General features: G+C 71.0%; 14 protein-coding genes. 5 read left to right on the top strand and 9 right to left on the bottom strand.

The genetic code is table 11. From position 1 onward, the window contains the following. Position 1: 1 nt before the first annotated feature. Complete coding sequence (locus tag ABFX50_RS16135) at positions 2 to 1219, bottom strand: MFS transporter (protein ID WP_346147192.1); 1218 nt, start codon at positions 1217 to 1219, stop codon at positions 2 to 4. A 52-nt stretch (positions 1220 to 1271) separates the two neighbouring features. Beyond that, positions 1272 to 3029, bottom strand: coding sequence for an ABC transporter ATP-binding protein (locus ABFX50_RS16130; protein ID WP_346147190.1), 1758 nt, complete (start codon positions 3027 to 3029; stop codon positions 1272 to 1274). Between the two features lie 69 nt (positions 3030 to 3098). Here ABFX50_RS16130 and ABFX50_RS16125 point away from each other — a divergent pair, with 69 nt between their 5' ends. Next, the gene (locus ABFX50_RS16125) at positions 3099 to 3515 is read left to right on the top strand and encodes a MarR family winged helix-turn-helix transcriptional regulator (RefSeq protein ID WP_346147188.1); all 417 of its coding nucleotides are present in this window, start codon (positions 3099 to 3101) and stop codon (positions 3513 to 3515) included. Positions 3516 to 3521: 6 nt separating this feature from the next. Here the strand turns inward: ABFX50_RS16125 and ABFX50_RS16120 are convergent, their stop codons facing one another. Together ABFX50_RS16120 and ABFX50_RS16115 are read right to left on the bottom strand one after the other, a co-directional pair. Next, positions 3522 to 4487: an amidohydrolase family protein gene (locus ABFX50_RS16120; protein ID WP_346147186.1), complete on the bottom strand. Its 966-nt coding sequence runs from the start codon at positions 4485 to 4487 to the stop codon at positions 3522 to 3524. 123 nt (positions 4488 to 4610) lie between these two features. Further along, a complete protein-coding gene (locus tag ABFX50_RS16115; RefSeq protein ID WP_346147185.1) occupies positions 4611 to 5732 on the bottom strand; it encodes a PucR family transcriptional regulator in 1122 nt (373 codons plus the stop codon). A gap of 97 nt (positions 5733 to 5829) precedes the next feature. Here ABFX50_RS16115 and ABFX50_RS16110 point away from each other — a divergent pair, with 97 nt between their 5' ends. Both ABFX50_RS16110 and ABFX50_RS16105 read left to right on the top strand, forming a co-directional pair. Further along, on the top strand, positions 5830 to 7935 hold the full coding sequence (locus ABFX50_RS16110) for a M6 family metalloprotease domain-containing protein (protein ID WP_346147183.1): 2106 nt from the start codon (positions 5830 to 5832) through the stop codon (positions 7933 to 7935). A gap of 174 nt (positions 7936 to 8109) precedes the next feature. Beyond that, positions 8110 to 10596, top strand: a complete 2487-nt coding sequence (locus tag ABFX50_RS16105) for an ATP-binding protein (protein ID WP_346147181.1) — start codon at positions 8110 to 8112, stop codon at positions 10594 to 10596. Here ABFX50_RS16105 and ABFX50_RS16100 read toward each other — a convergent pair. Further along, complete coding sequence (locus ABFX50_RS16100; protein WP_346147179.1) at positions 10577 to 11353, bottom strand: hypothetical protein; 777 nt, start codon at positions 11351 to 11353, stop codon at positions 10577 to 10579. The genes ABFX50_RS16105 and ABFX50_RS16100 overlap by 20 nt on opposite strands. A gap of 161 nt (positions 11354 to 11514) precedes the next feature. Here ABFX50_RS16100 and ABFX50_RS16095 point away from each other — a divergent pair, with 161 nt between their 5' ends. Then, positions 11515 to 12279 (top strand): tyrosine-protein phosphatase, encoded by a 765-nt coding sequence (locus tag ABFX50_RS16095; protein ID WP_346147177.1) that lies wholly within the window; start codon positions 11515 to 11517, stop codon positions 12277 to 12279. A gap of 25 nt (positions 12280 to 12304) precedes the next feature. Here ABFX50_RS16095 and ABFX50_RS16090 read toward each other — a convergent pair whose 3' ends face one another. Together ABFX50_RS16090 and cmtR are read right to left on the bottom strand one after the other, a co-directional pair. Continuing rightward, the gene (locus ABFX50_RS16090) at positions 12305 to 13345 is read right to left on the bottom strand and encodes a Gfo/Idh/MocA family oxidoreductase (RefSeq protein WP_346147175.1); all 1041 of its coding nucleotides are present in this window, start codon (positions 13343 to 13345) and stop codon (positions 12305 to 12307) included. Between the two features lie 103 nt (positions 13346 to 13448). Then, positions 13449 to 13754: a Cd(II)/Pb(II)-sensing metalloregulatory transcriptional regulator CmtR gene (gene cmtR, locus ABFX50_RS16085; protein ID WP_346147173.1), complete on the bottom strand. Its 306-nt coding sequence runs from the start codon at positions 13752 to 13754 to the stop codon at positions 13449 to 13451. Between the two features lie 84 nt (positions 13755 to 13838). Between cmtR and ABFX50_RS16080 the strand changes: the two genes are divergently transcribed. Beyond that, on the top strand, positions 13839 to 14744 hold the full coding sequence (locus ABFX50_RS16080) for a cation diffusion facilitator family transporter (RefSeq protein ID WP_346147171.1): 906 nt from the start codon (positions 13839 to 13841) through the stop codon (positions 14742 to 14744). 17 nt (positions 14745 to 14761) lie between these two features. Here ABFX50_RS16080 and ABFX50_RS16075 read toward each other — a convergent pair whose 3' ends face one another. Together ABFX50_RS16075 and ABFX50_RS16070 are read right to left on the bottom strand one after the other, a co-directional pair. After that, entirely contained in the window at positions 14762 to 15667 is a 906-nt protein-coding gene (locus tag ABFX50_RS16075) for a proteasome assembly chaperone family protein (protein ID WP_346147169.1), read from the bottom strand. Positions 15668 to 15952: 285 nt separating this feature from the next. Continuing rightward, entirely contained in the window at positions 15953 to 16969 is a 1017-nt protein-coding gene (locus ABFX50_RS16070) for a terpene synthase family protein (RefSeq protein ID WP_346147167.1), read from the bottom strand. Positions 16970 to 17069: the final 100 nt, after the last annotated feature.

The following is a 17069-nucleotide window of genomic DNA, read 5'->3' as shown; positions in this document are numbered from 1 at the left end:
CTTACGCGGTCCTCGCGCGCAGGATCCTGACGCCCGTGACCCTGGCCAGCGCCAGCGCGGCGAGCAGGGTGGCGGCCGTGGTGCTCACACCGCCGATCTGCAGCGCGAGGCGCGGGCCCATGGCGTCGCTGAGCCAGCCGAGCAGCGGCCCGCCCAGCGCGCCGGCCGCCGCGCTCACCAGGCCGAGCACCGAGATGACCCGGCCGCGCAGCTCGTCGGGGCTGCCGAGCTGGACCCTGGCGCCGATCGTGGTGTCGATGACGACCGCGCCGGCGGCGATCGGCAGCAGCAGCGCGGCGAAGGGCCACAGCCCGGGAACCAGGCCGCTGAGCGCCTGGGCCACGCTGGCGAGGAAGGCCGTGACCAGCAGCAGGCGCATGGTCAGCCGCGGCCTGCTCGCGGCGAAGATGCCGCCGAGCACGGTGCCGACCGCGAAGACCGTGGACAGCAGGCCGTAGCCGACCGCGCCCGCGCCGAGCGGTCCCGCCGCCATCGAGGCCATCGTCACCTGGTAGTTGCGGCCGAGGCTGCCGAGGATGAGAGAGAGGGCGAGCACCACCAGCAGCCAGGGGGTGCGCAGCACGTGACGCAGGCCGTCGCGGATGCCGCCGGCGCCCGCCGGCGCCTTGGCGAGCAGGTACATCTCTCCCGCGCGCATCGCGGTGAGCGCGCCGATGACGGCCAGGAAGCTGACGGCGTTGATGACGAACAGGCCGCCCGTGCCCGTGAGGGGAAGCAGCACTCCCGCCAGGCTCATGCCGAGGATGCGGCCCGCGGAGTTGATGACCGAGCCGAGCGCCATCGCGTTGGGCAGGTCGGCGGGCGGGACGACCTCGGCGCCGAAGCGGCCGAGCGCGGGGCCGCCGAGCGCGGTGACCAGTCCTCCCGCCAGCGCCACGCCGTACACGGGCAGGACGGAGGTGACGCCCGTCATCGCCACGACGGCGAGCACGACGGCCAGCAGTCCCTGGGCGACCTGCGAGGCGACGACCACCGGGCGGGCGGGCAGCCTGTCGGCGAGCGCGCCGCCCCACAGGCCGAAGGCGAGGGTTGGAAGCGCCTGAAGGACCAGGCTGAGACCCACGCTCGTCGCCGAGCCCGTGGCCTCCAGGATGAGCCAGTTGACGCCGAGCACCTGCATCCAGGTGCCTGTCACGGAGACGAGATCGGCGCCGGCCCAGAGTCGGTAGTTGTGGTGCTTGAGCGAGCTGAGCAGCAAGGAAGTGCAATCTCTTGGGAAAGGGTGTGCCGAGAGATTGGAACGTAGCGCTCTAGAGACGGATTCCGGTTGTGACCGGATTCACGTTTGGGACATCCTCTCGATGGACAAGCGCGGCGTACCGGCCGTCCAGAGCCATGAGCTGCTCGTGCGTGCCGCGCTCGGCGATCCGCCCCGCGTCGAGCACGACGATCTGGTCGGCCTCGCGCACGGTCGAGAGGCGGTGGGCGATGGTGATGGTGGTGCGTCCCTCGGCCAGAGCGTCGAGGGCCTCCTGCACGGCGCGCTCGGTCTGGTTGTCCAGCGCGCTGGTCGCCTCGTCCAGGACGAGCACGGGCGGGTTGCGCAGCAGCGTGCGGGCGATGGCCAGACGCTGCTTCTCCCCGCCGGAGAATCGGTAGCCGCGCTCGCCGACCATGGTGTCGTAGCCGTCGGGCAGTGCCGCGACGTGCTCGTGGATGCGCGCCGCGCGGGCCGCCTCGACCAGTTCCTCGTCGGTGGCCGACGGCTTGGCGAAGCGCAGGTTGTCGGCGATGGAGGCGTGGAAGAGGTAGGTCTCCTGCGAGACCACGCCGACGGTCCGCGCGAGCGACTCGAAACTCAGCTCGCGCACGTCCACGCCGTCGATGGTGACCCTTCCACCCGTGACGTCGTACAGGCGCGGGACCAGGTAGCTGAGCGTGGTCTTGCCCGAGCCCGTCTCGCCGACGACGGCCAGGCTGGAGCCCGCGGGGACGACGAGGTCGACGCCGGAGAGCGTGGGCGTCTCGCCGTAGGAGAAGTCGACACCCTCGAAGCGGACCTCGCCGCGCGGGGCGGTCAGGGCTCTGTCGCCGGGGGTGAGGTCGACCGGCAGGTCCAGGTACTCGAAGATGCGGCCGAACAGGGCCAGCGAGCTCTGCACCTCCACGCCCGTGCGCATCAGCGAGACGGCCGGACGGAACAGACCCGCCTGGAGGGTGGTGAAGGCCACGACCGTGCCGATGGAGAGCGTCGAGGTCGCGCCGGAGGCCCAGTAGATCATGGCGGGCATCGCGGCCATGATGATCTGGATCGACGACTGCCGCCAGCGCCCCGCCATGCTGGAGCGCACGCCGAGGTCGGCCAGGTCGTCGGAGGCCTCGGTGAAGCGGCGGGTCAGCTCCTGGGACTGGCCCATCGTCCTGCCGAGCAGGATGCCGCTGACCGACAGCGACTCCTGGACCATCGACGACATCACGGCCAGCTTCTTCTGCCGCTGGGCGGTGATGCGCCTGCGCTCCTCGCCCACCCTGCGGCTGATCCAGACGAACAGGGGAAGCAGGAGCAGCGAGACGGCCGTGAGCCTCCAGTCGAGCACCAGCATCGCGATGACACTGGCCACCACGCTGGTGAGGTTGGAGACGATCGAGGTCGCCGTCGAGGTGACCACCTGCTGCATCCCGCCGATGTCGTTGGCCAGGCGCGACTGCACCTCGCCCGTGCGCGTGCGGGTGAAGAAGGCCAGCGACATGCGCTGGAGGTGGCCGTAGACGGCGGCGCGCAGGTCGTGCATGACCCGCTGGCCGACGGTGGTGGAGATGAACGTCTGCATGACGTCGAACACGCTGGTCGTGACGGCGACGGCGATCATGCCGAGCGCGAGCAGGGCCAGCAGCGTCATGTCCCGCGAGGGGAGCGCCACGTCGAGGACCTCGCGCAGCAGGAACGGCGAGGCCAGCGAGACGAGTGACGACAGGAAGATGAGGCCGAGCACGACGGACAGACGGCCGCGACAGGGCCTGAACAGTGTGAGGATGCGCCGCATGGGCGCGCGTGGTGCTTCGGTCACATGACCCCTTTCAGATGTTTTCTCTAACAGAGGTTACCTCACATTAATTCCACCGGTAGGCTCCTGATCGTGGACACCACCTCCGAGCTGCTCGAACTCGTGCACCGCATCGGGCACAGGGCGCGGCACGGCTACCGGCGCAGCCTCGAACCGCTGGGGCTCAGCCCGGGGCAGGCGCGGGCGATGCGCGAGCTGATCGAAGCCGGGCGCCCGCTGCGGATGGTCCAGCTGGCGCAGGCGCTGCGCATCGTGCCGCGTTCGCTCACGCCGGTCGTCGACGCGCTGGAGGAGGCGGGCCTGGTGCGCAGGGAGACCGACCCCGCCAACCGCCGCTCCACCCTGCTGCTGATCACCGCGCGTGGCGAGGAAATCTACGAGCAGGCGCGGCAGGCCAGGCGAGAGGTCGCCCGCGAGCTGTTCGGCGGGCTGTCACAGGAACAGCGCGAGACCCTGAGGGAGCTGCTCGGCACGGTGGAGCAGGCGTAGGCGCCGTCAGCCCACCTCCTCGCGCCGCTCGGCCCCGCCGGACGGCGCGGGGGTGAGCGCGCCACCGATCACGGTGCCGAGCACCGGAGGCTGGTCGAGCAGCGCCGCGTAGGGGTGACGGCCCCCACGGGTGTCGAAGACGGCCAGATCGGCCCTGCTGCCGGGTCCGAGCGTGCCGATCCTGCCTGGCCCCGCCGCCCTGCCGAGCGCCCGCGCCCCTCCGAGGGTCGCCGCCTCGACGAGCACCCGCTCCAGCCGCGTCAGCCGAGTGGCCTGCCGTACGGCCCTGGCCGCGGCCAGCGGAGGCCCGCCCATCGCGATCGGGTTGCCCTCCTCGACCAGCGCCGAGGCGTCGCCCCCCGGCAGCGCGACCGAGCAGCCGCGAAGGCGCAGCAGCTTGCGCTCGCCCGGCCCCAGCAGGCCGGGCCGGGTGAGGTGGCAGTGCGGGCCGAGCACGCCCGCCTCGTCGAGAACCGCGGGGGAGCGACGACGCAGGTCGGCCATGAGCCGGAACCCGAACGTCCGTGCCAGCACCGCCAGATCCTCCAGCACCTGTGGATCGGCCGCGTGCGCCGCCACCCCCACAGGGCCCGCGTGCTCGCGGAGAGCGGTGATCAGCGCGTCACGCTCACGCTCCTCCCACGCCTGCTCGCTCGTGCAGCCGACCTCGAGATAGGTGACGCCGCCCGGCCTTTCGTGCTCGCCCACGTCGGCCGCCCACGTCACCCCCGGGCCCAGCGGCCCCGTACGGCAGGCGTCGACCAGCCCAGGCGTGATCATGCCGGGCCAGCGGATCTCCTGCTCAACGGGGAAGAGGGCGAGCAGGTCGGGCCTCGGGCCCACCTGGAGCACGCGCTCGCCCCTGACCACCACGGCGCCGTCGCGCAGGGGAGGGGCGGCGACGGGAAGCACGAGAGGGGCGGAGTGGAGGATGACGGGCGAGGGCGGACGCATGCCGAATCCCCGTGTCAACGCTCCCATTGTGTGATTAAAAGGCACTCGCGGTGGCAAATCAATCACGACCGTTGATCGGAAGGCGCCGAGCGAGAGGGTTGTCGCAGGCGGGAGGGGCGGCGGAGGCCCCGGGAGGTTGCGTCAGGAGCGGGGGCGGTAGCGGCCGGACAGGCGGGCGAGCTTCAGGCTGAGATGGAGGCTGAGGCGCTCGCCGCCGTCCTTCAAGTCCGTCTGGGCGAGCTCCTCCACCCGCTGCAGCCGGTAGTACAGCGACGTGCGGTGCAGGCGCAGGCGGCGGGAGGTGGCGACGGCGCTGCCGGCCAGGTCGAGGTAGGTCTCCAGGGTCTCCAGCAGGGGCAGGTGCTGGGCGTCGGCGAGCAGCCGTTCGAGGCCAGGGTGCAGGTCGGCTCTCGGGACGTGGGTCAGCATCCGGTAGACCCCGAGCCGCGTCCACTCCACGGTCCTGCCGAGACCCGGCACCCTGGCCGCCACCTGGGCGGCGTGCAGCGCCTCCGCGTAGGAGGCGTCGGCCTCGGCCAGCGAGGGCTTCGGACGGCCGACGCCGACCACCACGGGAAGCGCCATCGCGGCGTGCACCTCCTCCGCGGGAGGAGAGGAGGTGGTCAGGAGCGTGGCGTGGTCGTAGCGCACCAGGTGCAGGCCGCCCAGGCGGCGCCGTACGGTCAGCATGCCCTGCTCCAGCGCCAGCCTGGCCGCCTCGGAAGGCTCGGCGGAGAGAGGGGTCGCCACCAGCGCCGTGACGGCGAGCGCCTGGGGGAAGCCCGCCTCGATCAGCGCGCGGGAGGCGCCGGGGTCACCCGCCAGCACGCCCGTGACCGCCTCGAGCTCGCGGTGCGAGGCCAGGTGCTCGGCGAGGCTCTCGTGGAACAGCGCGACCGCCAGTGCGGCGGCGGAGGCCCTGGCCTCGTCGATGTCGGCGGCCGACATGGCGGGGCCCGCGTCGATGAACCACAGGAAGCCCATGAGGGCGCCGTCGTGGCGCACGGGCACGCAGACCCTGGGCAGCAGGCCGAGCGCGGGCGCGCCGGGGGTGCGCAGCGGCTCGGTGGCCTCCAGGATGCCCGCGGCGTGCAGGAACCCGCGCACCTCGGGCGTCGTGTGGCGGCGCAGGATCGAGTCGCGCCTGATGTCGTCCATCGCGCCGTCCTGCTCGGAGTAGGCGATCACGCGCTGGAAGCGGTCCTCCAGCAACAGGGGCCGCCCGAGGCGGATGGCTAAGTCGTCGACGCTGCGCTGGAGCACTACCTGGCCTTTTCGGCAAGTGTCGGACAAGAGGAGCGCATTCTTCCCTACAACTGATCGGTGATCTCCGTCAAGTGCGTCTATAGCGTCCTAGAGCGTGAATCTCCCGAAGAAGCTGCTGAAAGGCCTGCTGGCGGCACTCGTGCTGGTCCCCGTAGGCCTTGCGGCCACCCCCGCCTCCGCCGATCCCCCCGGCGACCCCGAGATCCCCTGGCGCCAGGACCACTGGCCGCAGACACAGCCGTGGCAGCGTGACGAGCCCGAGGCCGACCCGTCGCTGCGCGGCCGTCCCTCGCCCCCCGTCGCGCCGATCGACCCGCAGAACTGGAAGAACCCCGACCACATGACGTGGGCGGACTACAAGAAGATCCCCGGCACCAACTGGGCCGACCCGAGCGTCAAGGGCTCCACCCGCACCTTCAAGGGCGCGCTGGTACTGCTCGACTACCCCAACCAGTCGTTCGTGGTCACCCAGCCCAAGGGCTCGACGATCTACAGCAACCCCAGCGCCGAGGCGCACGACATCCCGCGTGACCAGGTGGCCACCTTCTACAAGGACTTCCTCAACACCCCTGGCACCCTCAACCGCGGTCACACCATCCACGAGTACTGGATGGAGGACTCGGGCGGCCGCTACGGCGTGGAGCTGACCGGCTTCGGCCCCTACACGCTGTCGGGCAAGGACCACGAGTACGCCATGGAGTTCCAGGGCGGCACCGGCTGCCCCGCGGGCGACTCCTGCAACAAGAACCTGCGCACCGAGGGCAAGGCGCTGTGGGTGGGCGCCATCGGCGAGGAGGAGGCCAAGAAGTTCGACTTCATCTTCTACCTCAGCGCCGGCCAGGACGAGTCCGCGACCTGGCAGGAGTTCGGGATGATGAAGTTCCCGACCAAGGAGGCCGTTCCCGACGAGTGGGGCCCCGAGGACCCCGCGCTGCCCAACTGGGTCAAGACCCGCTACGTCGACTGGACCTCCTGGCAGGCCGGCTCGAACTTCTGGCCCAACGCCGAGATCGGCGTCAACTCCGTGCAGGCCGAGAGCTCGGGCATGGGCGTCTACGCGCACGAGCTGAGCCACATCCTGGGCGTGCTCGACAACTACAACAACCCCTACGCCAACCCGGTCCGCAGGGCCTACACCGGCGTGTGGGAGATGCTGAGCAGGGGCAGCTTCAACGGCCCCGGGGGCCCGCACAGTCGCTGGCTCATCCCGCCCACCTCGGGCGGCTCGATGGGCGCCCAGCACATGCTGCGCAACAAGATCAAGCTCAACATGGTCGACGAGCAGAACGTGCTGCGCCTGTCGCGCGACGCGCTCGACGAGTCCGGCCTGGTCACCGCCAGGGTCACCGCCCGCGCCGTCCAGCCGGGACCGAACGGGCTGATGGGCCTCAACATCCAGTTCGACTCCGGTGACAACTCGCCCGACTGTGTGTGGCAGACCGACCCGCTGTGCGACGGCGGCGGCTACGAGAACTACACCGTCGAGGTCGTCGACAGGATGGGCACCGACTCCTTCACCCCCGACTCCGGCGTGCTCCTGGCCAAGACCAAGAACCAGGACAGGGCGCCGTTCGAGTGGGTGGTCGACGCCAACCCGCAGGACATCGACATGACCGACTACGTCCTGCCCGACGGCACCAAGGTCCCGATCACCATCGGCGACTACCGTCAGCTGTCCGACGCCCTCTTCCACGCGGGCACCGACTCGGGCAGCGAGTACGAGTACGTCGACGAGGGCAACCGCCTGCACTTCTACGTCACCGACGTGCACCGCGACCGCCAGGGCGTGCTGTCCTACACCGTCGCGGTCCGCTCCCTCGACGGCGCGGGCCCGCACAGACGCGGGGTGAAGCTGCTGCCCGCCGCCGGCATCCCCACCGGCAAGGGCCTGTCCACCTGCAAGTTCCCGCTGTTCAACACCGGCAGGACGGCCGCCGCGACGGCCGCGCACCCCGAGGACGTCTCGGCCTACCTCGGCGGCGACGTCTACCGCCTCAGCGCCTCCGTGGAGGGCAGCGGCTGGAGCGCCCAGCTGCCCAACGCCCTCGCCGCGGTCGGCAACGGCAAGCACGAGTCCGTCACGGTCAACGCCCTGCGCGCCGACGGCGGCAGCCGCCTGGCCAAGGTCAAGCTGACCGCGACCTCGGAGTCCGACCCCGCCAAGTCCGTGACAGCCACCTGTCACGTGGCAGGGCTGTAACCGGCGGATGGGGTACGGCTGGGGCCGTACCCCATCCCCCTGGCTGAGTGACGAGAGAAATCGACGGCGTCAGGGGGTGACGGTGGACGCGGGGTGTCGATGGGGTGGACAGTGCGCCAAGACTGGCGCGGGCCGTACCTGATCGGCTTGAATCACCCCCGAAGGGGGTGCGTGGTGACGGGGCCGCTGCGACTGACGGAGGACGATCCGAGACCCCGGCGCAGGAGGCGGGCGTGGGTGGCGCCGGTGGCCGCGGGGGCCGCGGCGGGAGCGGCGAGCGTCCTGGCGGCCTCGCTGGAGTGGGAGATCCCGCCCGTCGCCAAGATCGGCGTGACGGGGCTGGCGGCCGTCCTGGTCGGGGTGACGACCTGGGCCACCACCGCGACCAGCAGGAACGAGCCGAAACCGCGTCCCGAGGACCCGTTGTGGCGCCCGCCCGACCAGTGGCCGCCCTCACCCGAGCACTTCACGGGGCGCACCGAGGCGCTGGCCGAGCTGCGCAAGGTCTTCGGCGCCAGGCGTCGGGCGAACGAGCTGGCGCCGCCGCTGGTGGTGTCGGTGTACGGCAGGGGCGGCGTCGGCAAGTCGGCGCTGATGGCCAGGTTCGGGCAGGAGATCGCCGACTGGTTCCCCGACGGCAGGCTCTACGCCAGCCTGCGCGGCATCAGGCCCGACGAGGTGCTGATCGGCTTCCTGCGCGCCCTGGGCGTGCGGCTGACCACCGACCCCGGCGGCCTGGAGGAGCTGCGCAGGCTCTGGCTGACCTGGACCAAGGGGCGCAGGATCCTCATCGGCCTCGACAACGTCGACGACGCCGAGCAGGTCAAGGCGCTCATCCCCGCCGAGCCCGGCTGCGCGGTGGTGGTCACCTCCCGCCAGCCGCTGTTCCTGATGAACGCCTACGACACCCAGCTCAGCGTCTTCAGCGAGGCGCAGGGCGTCGAGCTGCTGGCCAGGCTCGCCGGCGGCGCGCGCGTGGTGGAGGACCTGGCCTCGGCCAAGGAGATCGTCAAGATCTGCGACTACCTGCCGCTGGCCATCAACATCTGCGGCGGACGGCTGGCCACCAGGTCGAGCTGGTCGATGCGCGAGCTGGCCGGCCGCCTGGCCGACGAGCGCCGCCGCCTGGACCAGCTGGAGCTGGCGCGCACCGTCGACAAGAGCGTGCGCGCCTCGGTCCAGCTCAGCTACGACGACTGCACCGGCATCCAGCGCCGCCTGCTGCGCCTGCTGTCCTCGCTCACCTCGCCCGACGTCCCCGGCTGGGTGGCGGGCGAGCTGCTCGACATCTCCGTCCTCGACGGCGCCGACCAGCTGGAGGCGCTGGTCGACGTGCAGCTCGCCGAGACCTCAGGAGCCGACCAGACCGGCGCCATGCGCTACCGCCTGCACGACCTGGTGCGGCTGTTCGCCGCGGAGCTGGAGGAGGACAGGCGCGACGCCGCCATCGAGCGCGTCCTGTACGGCTACCGCCGCCGTGCCGAGGCCGCCGCCCAGGCCCGATGGCCCCAGGACTGGGGCAGGACGGGCCGCGTCGGGGACCTCGAAGGCCAGGCGCAGGCCAGCGACTGGCTCAACGCCGAGCGGCTCAGCCTCATCGCGATGATCAACCTGGCCAGGTCGATGGGCCTGTGGGAGCCGGTCTTCGGCCTCGGCCGCGCGTTCTGCTCCATCTGCCACTCGCTGCGCGCCTACTGGAGCGACTGGGGCGAGGTCGCCGAGATCACGGTCGAGGCCGCCCGCCGTATGGGGGACAGGCGCGCGCTGGGCATCGCCCTGCTCGACAGGACCGCCGTGAACGCCGGCGACGGCGCCGTCGAGGCGCTGGAGATCTTCACCGAGCTCGGCGAGTCGTGGTGGGCGGCCAGGGCCATGCGCACGATCGGCATGCGGCTGTTCAACGACGGCAACCTCGACAGGGCGCAGGGCTACCTCATCGGCGCGATCACCGCGTTCAAGGGCGAGGAGGACTACTGGTGGATGGCGCGCACCCAGCGCAACCTCGCCGAGCTCCGCCTGGCCGAGCGGCGGCCCGAGGAGGCGCGCGAACTGCTGGAGGACGCGCTGGAGGTCTTCAAGCGCGACGGCAACCGCTACTCCGAGGCCCAGACGCTGCGCGCCTACGGCGAGGTGCTGGCCGCTCAGGCGCGGGGCCTCCGCAGGGAGGGAGACCTCAAGGCGGCGGCCGACCTGTTCACCAAGGCGGGCTTCAGCCTCGACAGAGCGGGCGAGATGTTCAGGAGCAGGGGAGAGCTCTGGGAGGAGGCCCGCTGCCTGCGCGCGGCGGGAGAGGTGGGCGATCCCACCAACGGGCTGCGCGAGCTCGACCAGGTAAAACGCGCCGAGGAGATCCTGGCCGCGCTCGGCGACTCATGGGGGCAGGCGCGCACACACCTGTCGGCGGGCAGGGCGCTGGCCAGACTCGGCAGGAAGGCCGAGGCCGAGACGGAGCTGCTGCGCAGCGTGGCCGCCTTCGAGGAGCTCGGCGACCAGTGGTGGATGGCGCGCAGCCTGCGCTACCTGGGCGAGACGCACCTCGACGCGCGTGACAGGGACGCGGCGGTGCCGCCGCTGGAGCGGGCCCGCGAGATCTACCGCAGCCTCGGCAACGAGGCGGGCATGCGCAGGACGCTCGAACTGCTCAGGAGAGCGGAGTCCTGAGCAGGTGGCCCGCGGCCCTGCGGGCCTCCTGGATCGACTCCTCGAACAGCACGCGCACGTGGCGCGCCTGGTCGGCCAGCTGCTGGATGTGCGGCAGCGCCAGGTCGTCGCGGACGTTCTCGGCCAGCAGGCGCTGGTAGTCGGGGGTGCGGGCGGCCAGCATCTCCAGACGCCTGTGCGCCTGGTAGACGTCGTCGGCCCTCAGCACCTGCAGCGCGTACTCCTCCAGGCTGCGCACGCGCTGCGACAGCGACGTCCAGGCCTGGTCCAGCGCGCCCGTGTAGGGCGCGAAGGCGGCTCTGAGGTTCCTCGGCAGGTCGCTCGGGACGATCCTGCGGTGCTCCTCGTGCATCCGCGACAGCTTGGCCAGCCTCCTGGCGATCTGCCACACCTCCTCCGGCAGCGAGACCCTGTTGTCGATGGAGTCGATGAGGCCCGCCCTGTGCACCTCCGAGCCCATGATGGTGTCGGCGGCGTCCTGCGCCCTGCGCAGCAGCACCTGGCAGGGATAGTCGAGGTCCTCAGGAAGGACGTAACGGTCGGCGTGGTCGTAGGCGAGTTTGAGCCGGCGTCGTGCGGTGCGGTTGGTCTCGTCCGTGGCCATCCAGCGCAACAGCGAGATCAGTGACATGGCGGCCATGGCGACGATCATTCCCGCGGTGCCGGTCACCATCCAGACCAGCAGCAGGAAGCCGGGCAGCACGAACAGCAGGCCGGTGTGGCGCACGGGCTCGTGCTGCTGGCCCGCTCTTGCCATGCGCATCAGGTGTGCGCCCGCTCTCAGCTGAGCCGAGACCTCCGGAGGCAAGGAAGGATCGAGCACCAGACGCGGGGGAAAAGCACGCGGATCCATCTCTTCATGCTGCGTTACGAAACGCGAATCCGCACAGACTTATCCCGACATATAGGCTCGATCTCGTGCGATGGATTGATCTTGAGGGTGCTGTCAACGTTCGTGACCTGGGCGGACTGCCCACAACCGACGGAGGAACCACGCGGCACGGCCGCATCCTCCGATCCGACAACCTGCAGGGCCTGACCCCTTCCGACGTCGACCTCCTGGTCGGCTCGCACAAGGTCAGGCACGTCGTGGACCTGCGCTCGGGGCCCGAGGTCTCGCTGGAGGGCCCGGGGCCGCTCACCTCGGTGCCCGAGGTGACCGTCCACCACCACACGCTGTTCGCCGAAGGCGGCAGGCACACCGACGTCGACGCCGACAGGGCGCTGCCGTGGCAGGAGCGCGACGCCGACGACGACCTGCGCGTCACCGGCTTCTACTACGGCTACCTGCGCGAGCGGCCCGACTCGGTGGTCTCGGCGCTGCGCGTGATGGCGCTCGACGACGGCGCGGCGATCGTGCACTGCGCCGCGGGCAAAGACCGTACGGGTGTCCTGTGCGCGCTGGCGCTGTCGGTGGCGGGCGCGACCAGGGAGGCGATCGTCGAGGACTACGTGGCGACGGGGGAGCGTCTCGAGCGCGTCCTCGCCAGGCTCCGTGCCAGCGCCACCTACCGCGACGACCTCGACTCCAGGCCCGCCGACGACCACCGGCCCAGGGCGCGCTACATCGAGCAGTTCCTCGGGGTGCTGGACGACCGCTTCGGCGGGCCGCTCCCGTGGCTGGAGGCCAACGGCTGGACCGAGGCCGACAACGCGGCCCTGCGCTCCCGTCTGCGCGACTGAGGGCCGCCCGTACGGCAGTGCGCGGCTAGAGCACGCGGACGATCGCGTGCTCGCCGGCCGAGCGGCGAGCCGCCTCGATGACCATGAGCGCGTCCACGACGTCGCGAGGGTCGACGGGGGGCGGCGAGCCGTTGGTCAGGCAGGCGGCCACGCCCTGGTAGAAGTCGAGATAGCTGCCAGGCTCGGTGCGCACGAGCTCGGCGGCGGCGTCGGTGCCGAGCCTGCCCCAGCGCTCCTCGGGCTCGGCGCCGAAGCCCGGCTCGTCGGGCGTGGCGCCGGCCCGCAGCCGGTCCTCCTGGGGGTCCAGGCTGTACTTCACGTAGGCGCCGGCCGAGCCGAGCACCCTGAAGCGCGGGCCGAGCTGCGCCGCCAGCGCGCTGACCCACAGGTGCGAGCGCGCGCCGCTGTCGTGGGTCAGCGCCAGGAAGGAGTCGTCGTCCGCGCCGACGCCCTCGCGGCGCACGTCGCTCTCGGCGTAGACCTCGCGCACCGGGCCGAGCAGTTGGAGCGCCTGGTCGACGAGGTGGCTGCCGAGGTCGTAGAGCAGGCCGCCGATCTCGTCGGCGCCGCCGCTCTCACGCCAGCCGCCCTTGGGCCTGGGACGCCAGCGCTCGAAGCGCGACTCCAGGCGGTAGATCTCGCCCAGCTCGCCCTCGGCTATCAGCCGGCGCAGGGTCAGGAAGTCGCCGTCCCATCGGCGGTTCTGGAAGACCGTCAGCATGAGGCGTTTGCGCGCGGCCAGCTCGACCAGGTCGCGGGCCTCCTGCGCGGTCCCCGCGAGGGGCTTGTCGACCACGACGGGGCGCCCCGCCTCGAGCGCCGCGGTGGCCAGCGGGACGTGGGTCCTGTTGGGGGAGGCGATGACGGCCAGGTCGCACCGGGGCCACAGGTCGTCGGCGTCCTTGACGGCGGTGGCGCCGTACCTGCCGGTGACCTCGGCCGCGCGGTCGGGGTCGCGGGTGACGACGGCGGCCAGGCGCAGGCCGGGCGTCGCGTGGATGAGCGGGGCGTGGAAGACCGCGCCCGCTGTGCCGTACCCGACCAGGCCCACCCGGATCTCGCTCATCATCCCACGATATCCCGCGCTTGATCTTGTGAGGGAAGGGGAGCGCCAGGTCGGCAGGGGCGGCGGCGCGCCTGAGACCGGCGCCGGTCTTTCTTGCCCTGGGTCACACGTGGTCGGGGTCCACGGCGAGAGCCACGTGGATGAGGTCCTCGATGGCGTGGGCCAGGCGGCCGGCGGAGATCTCGTAGCGCGTCTGCCGTCCCTCGGGGACCGCGACGACCAGCCCGCAGCCGCGCAGGCAGGCCAGGTGGTTGGAGACGTTCTGCCTGGTCAGGCCCAGCTCGTCGGCGAGCCTCGCCGGATAGGAGGGGCCCTGCAGCAGGGCGATGAGCAGGCGGCAGCGGTTGGGGTCGGCCAGGGCTCTGCCGATCCTGGCCATCGCGTCGAGCCGGGTCTCCACAGTGAACACGATTATCAGGATACACGGTTTGCTGTATATACAGCCCGTGCTGTATATACATGGCTGACTGTATAGACAGGGGAGGCCGCAACCATGGGACACGGGCACGGGCACGCGACGGCGAGCGCGCACCACCGCAAGAGGCTGATGATCGTCCTGCCGCTCACCCTGAGCGTCCTGGTCGTCCAGGTCGTGGGCGCGATCATGTCAGGAAGCCTCGCCCTGCTCGCCGACGCGGGTCACATGGCCACCGACGGCGCGGGCATCGCCCTCGCCCTGTTCGCGATCTGGATCGCGGGCAAGCCCGCCAGCGCGCGCAGGACGTTCGGCTACCAGCGGGCCGAGATCCTCGCCGCCGCCGTCAACGCGGTGCTGCTGCTCGGGCTGAGCGGCTACATCCTCGTCGAGGCCGTACGGCGCTTCGCCGACCCCGAGCCGGTCGGCGGCACGATCATGATGGTCACCGCCGCGGTCGGCCTGGTGGCCAACGGCGTCGGGCTGTGGCTGCTGCGCGACGGCAAGGACGAGAGCCTCAACCTCAAGGGCGCCTACCTGGAGGTGCTGGGCGACCTGCTCGGCTCGGTGGCGGTGCTCACCGGCGCGATCGTCATCCAGCTCACCGGATGGGTCGCCGCCGACGCGCTCATCTCGATCGTCATCGCGCTGCTGATCCTGCCGCGCACCTGGAAGCTGCTCAGGGAGGCCGTCGACATCCTGCTCGAGGCCACGCCCAGGGGCGTCGACCTGGCCGAGGTGCGCAAGCACCTGCTGGAGGCGCCTGGCGTCACCGACGTCCATGACCTGCACGCCTGGACCATCACCTCGGGGGTGCCGGTGATGTCGGCGCACGTGGTGGTGGAGGAGGAGGCCCTGACCAGGTGCGGCCCGCTGCTCGACCGGCTGCACGAGTGCCTGGCGGGGCACTTCGACGTGGAGCACTCCACGCTGCAGCTCGAACCGGCGGGCCACGTCGACCACGAGGGGGCCAGGCACCACTAGCCCGCCCCCGGCGGCGCTCAGCCCTCGCGGTCGTCCCGCTCGGCGAGGAAGGCCTCGAACTGCGCGGCCAGCTCGTCGCCCGTCGGCATCGGGGTGCTCTCGGCCATCAGGTTCTCGCGGTCCTCGCCACCGGCGAAGGCGTCGTACTGCTGCTCCAGCCCCTTGATCGCCGACGACAGCTCGGCGGAGGACTCGATCTGCTCCTCGATCTCCGAGGTGGTGCGCCTGGCCGCCTCGTGCAGGTTCTCCATCGGGAACACCAGCCCGGTGCCCCTGGTCACCGCCTCCAGCGCCGCCACGGCGGCCTGCGGGTACTCCGCCTGCGACAGGTAGTGGGGCACATGGACGGCGTAGCCGAGCGCGTCACGCCCCTGCTCGCTCATCCGGTACTCCAGCAGCGCCGCCACGCTGCCCGGCACCTGCACCCTGCCGAACGCGCTCACCTGGGAGTTGATCAGCTCGGGCCTGCTGGCGTGCGAGGTGACGCCCAGCGGCCTGGTGTGCGGCACGGCCATGGGGATGCCGTGCACGGTGACCATCTTGCTCACCCCCAGCCGCTCGGCCAGCGAGGTGACGGCCGCGGTGAACAGCTCCCACTCCCTGTCGGGCTCGGGCCCGCTCAGCACCAGGAACGGCGTGCCCGTAAGATCACGCGCCTGGCGCAGGGCCAGCTCGGGAGCCTCGTAGCCGATCCATCTGTCGGTGTCGAAGGTCATGGTCGGCCGCCGCGAACGGTAGTCGAGCAGGCGGTCGACGTCGAAGGTCGCCACGACGCCGTGCTCCAGCTCGGCAAGCAGGTGGCCCAGCGCGAGCCGCCCGGCGCCGCCCGCGTCGACGAAGCCGTCGAAGTGGTACACCAGCACCGGGTCGATGAGCTCGGGGGTCTCCTCGGCCAGCCGGTAGAGATCCGTCGGGTCGAACACAGTTGATCAGCCTTTCCCTCGGTACTCTCTCCTGAACCTACGGCGAGCCGGAACGATTCCGTGCACGGCACCATATCGATGGAGAATGCCGAACATGAACCAGGACCCCGAGCCGGAGGGGGTTCGCCACCAGGATGTTCGACCCGGGCGGCCCGGGAGGAAGCGCGGTGTTCGACGAGGAGCACGAGGCGGGGCGGGAGCCGGCCCGCACGCGGGCGTGCCCAGCGCCGTGGGCACCGCCCGCATGGTCGGCGAACTGCTGGAGCCGCTCGAGCGTACGGCGGATCAGCTGATCAACTCATGATGGAAGCCCTTGACCTGGCCCCTGAGCAGCGGGTCGGAGAATCGCTGCGTCTCGCGCGCCCAGTCGAGGTAGCCGCGCATCCAGTGCTCGAGGCCCGCCACGCACCGCATGGTGCCGTACCTGGCGTTGTAGTCGGTGCCGAGTTCGTCGAAGGTGGCCTCCAGAGCCTCTTTGGCCACGAGGAAGCTCTCGAGACGCATCGAGATCTTCGCGTTGACGAGCTCGATCGCCTCCTGGAGCGAGCAGCCTAGAGCGTTCCAGAACACGATGACGAGGTTGTGGAACTCGCCCTGTGCCAGCTCCCTGTTCAGCCCGAGCAGGTCGTTGGTGCAGACCACGACATGGCCCGCCTCGTGGACCATCGTCTGGTACGGGACGCTGACGCGGATGTCGGCCGGCACGTCGAACTGCTCGACTAACTCGATGAGGTCGAAGGAGGGCGGGACGTAGGCGATGTTCAGCTTGTGCTCGACATAGCTGTCGGGGTCGGGGATCTGCCCCCGGGTCCTGTTGTCCACCTCCCACTGGGCCGTCTCGAAGCAGTCCTGCAGGTGGTCGGCGAACCGCTCCCACCAGCCCTTGGAGGCGTGCATCCGCATGCGGTCGCGGATGTCGGCGAGCCCGTGCAGGATGGGCCCGGCCGTGTCGTCCAGCGGTTCGCCGCGCAGCACGGCCGCGAACTTGTCGGCCATCCGGCGGGCCAGGTCGGGGTCGGAGCCCACTTCGGCCAGCTCGAACTGGTCGTCGTAGACGTGGAACCAGCTGTTGAGGTCGGCGGCCAGCGCCAGCGTGGGCACCGATGCCTCGGGGTAGAGCCTCGCGACCAGCCTGGAGTAGGACTCGCCGGCGAAGCGGGAGGTGGCTCGCTCTCCTTCGATGAGACGCAGTCGTCGGGCCCATGACGTGGTGTGCTCGGCGATGACGGGCTCGAAGGGATTGAGCTTGGACGGAAACGGAATTTGTGGGTCAGGAAGAGAGAAATCCGGCATCTCTGGCATGGGTGCGCAGCCTCCCACGAGGACGGATGTGGCATTCCGCAGAATAGATCGCGAAAACTGCCATTGTTTAGGCATGCCCGGACATAAAGGCGCCAAATCC

This window comes from Nonomuraea recticatena, assembly GCF_039533245.1.
In the GTDB taxonomy this organism is placed as follows: Bacteria; Actinomycetota; Actinomycetes; order Streptosporangiales; family Streptosporangiaceae; genus Nonomuraea; species Nonomuraea roseola.
Note: the sequence above shows the minus strand (reverse complement) of the source record. Positions and strands in the feature narration are given on the sequence as shown.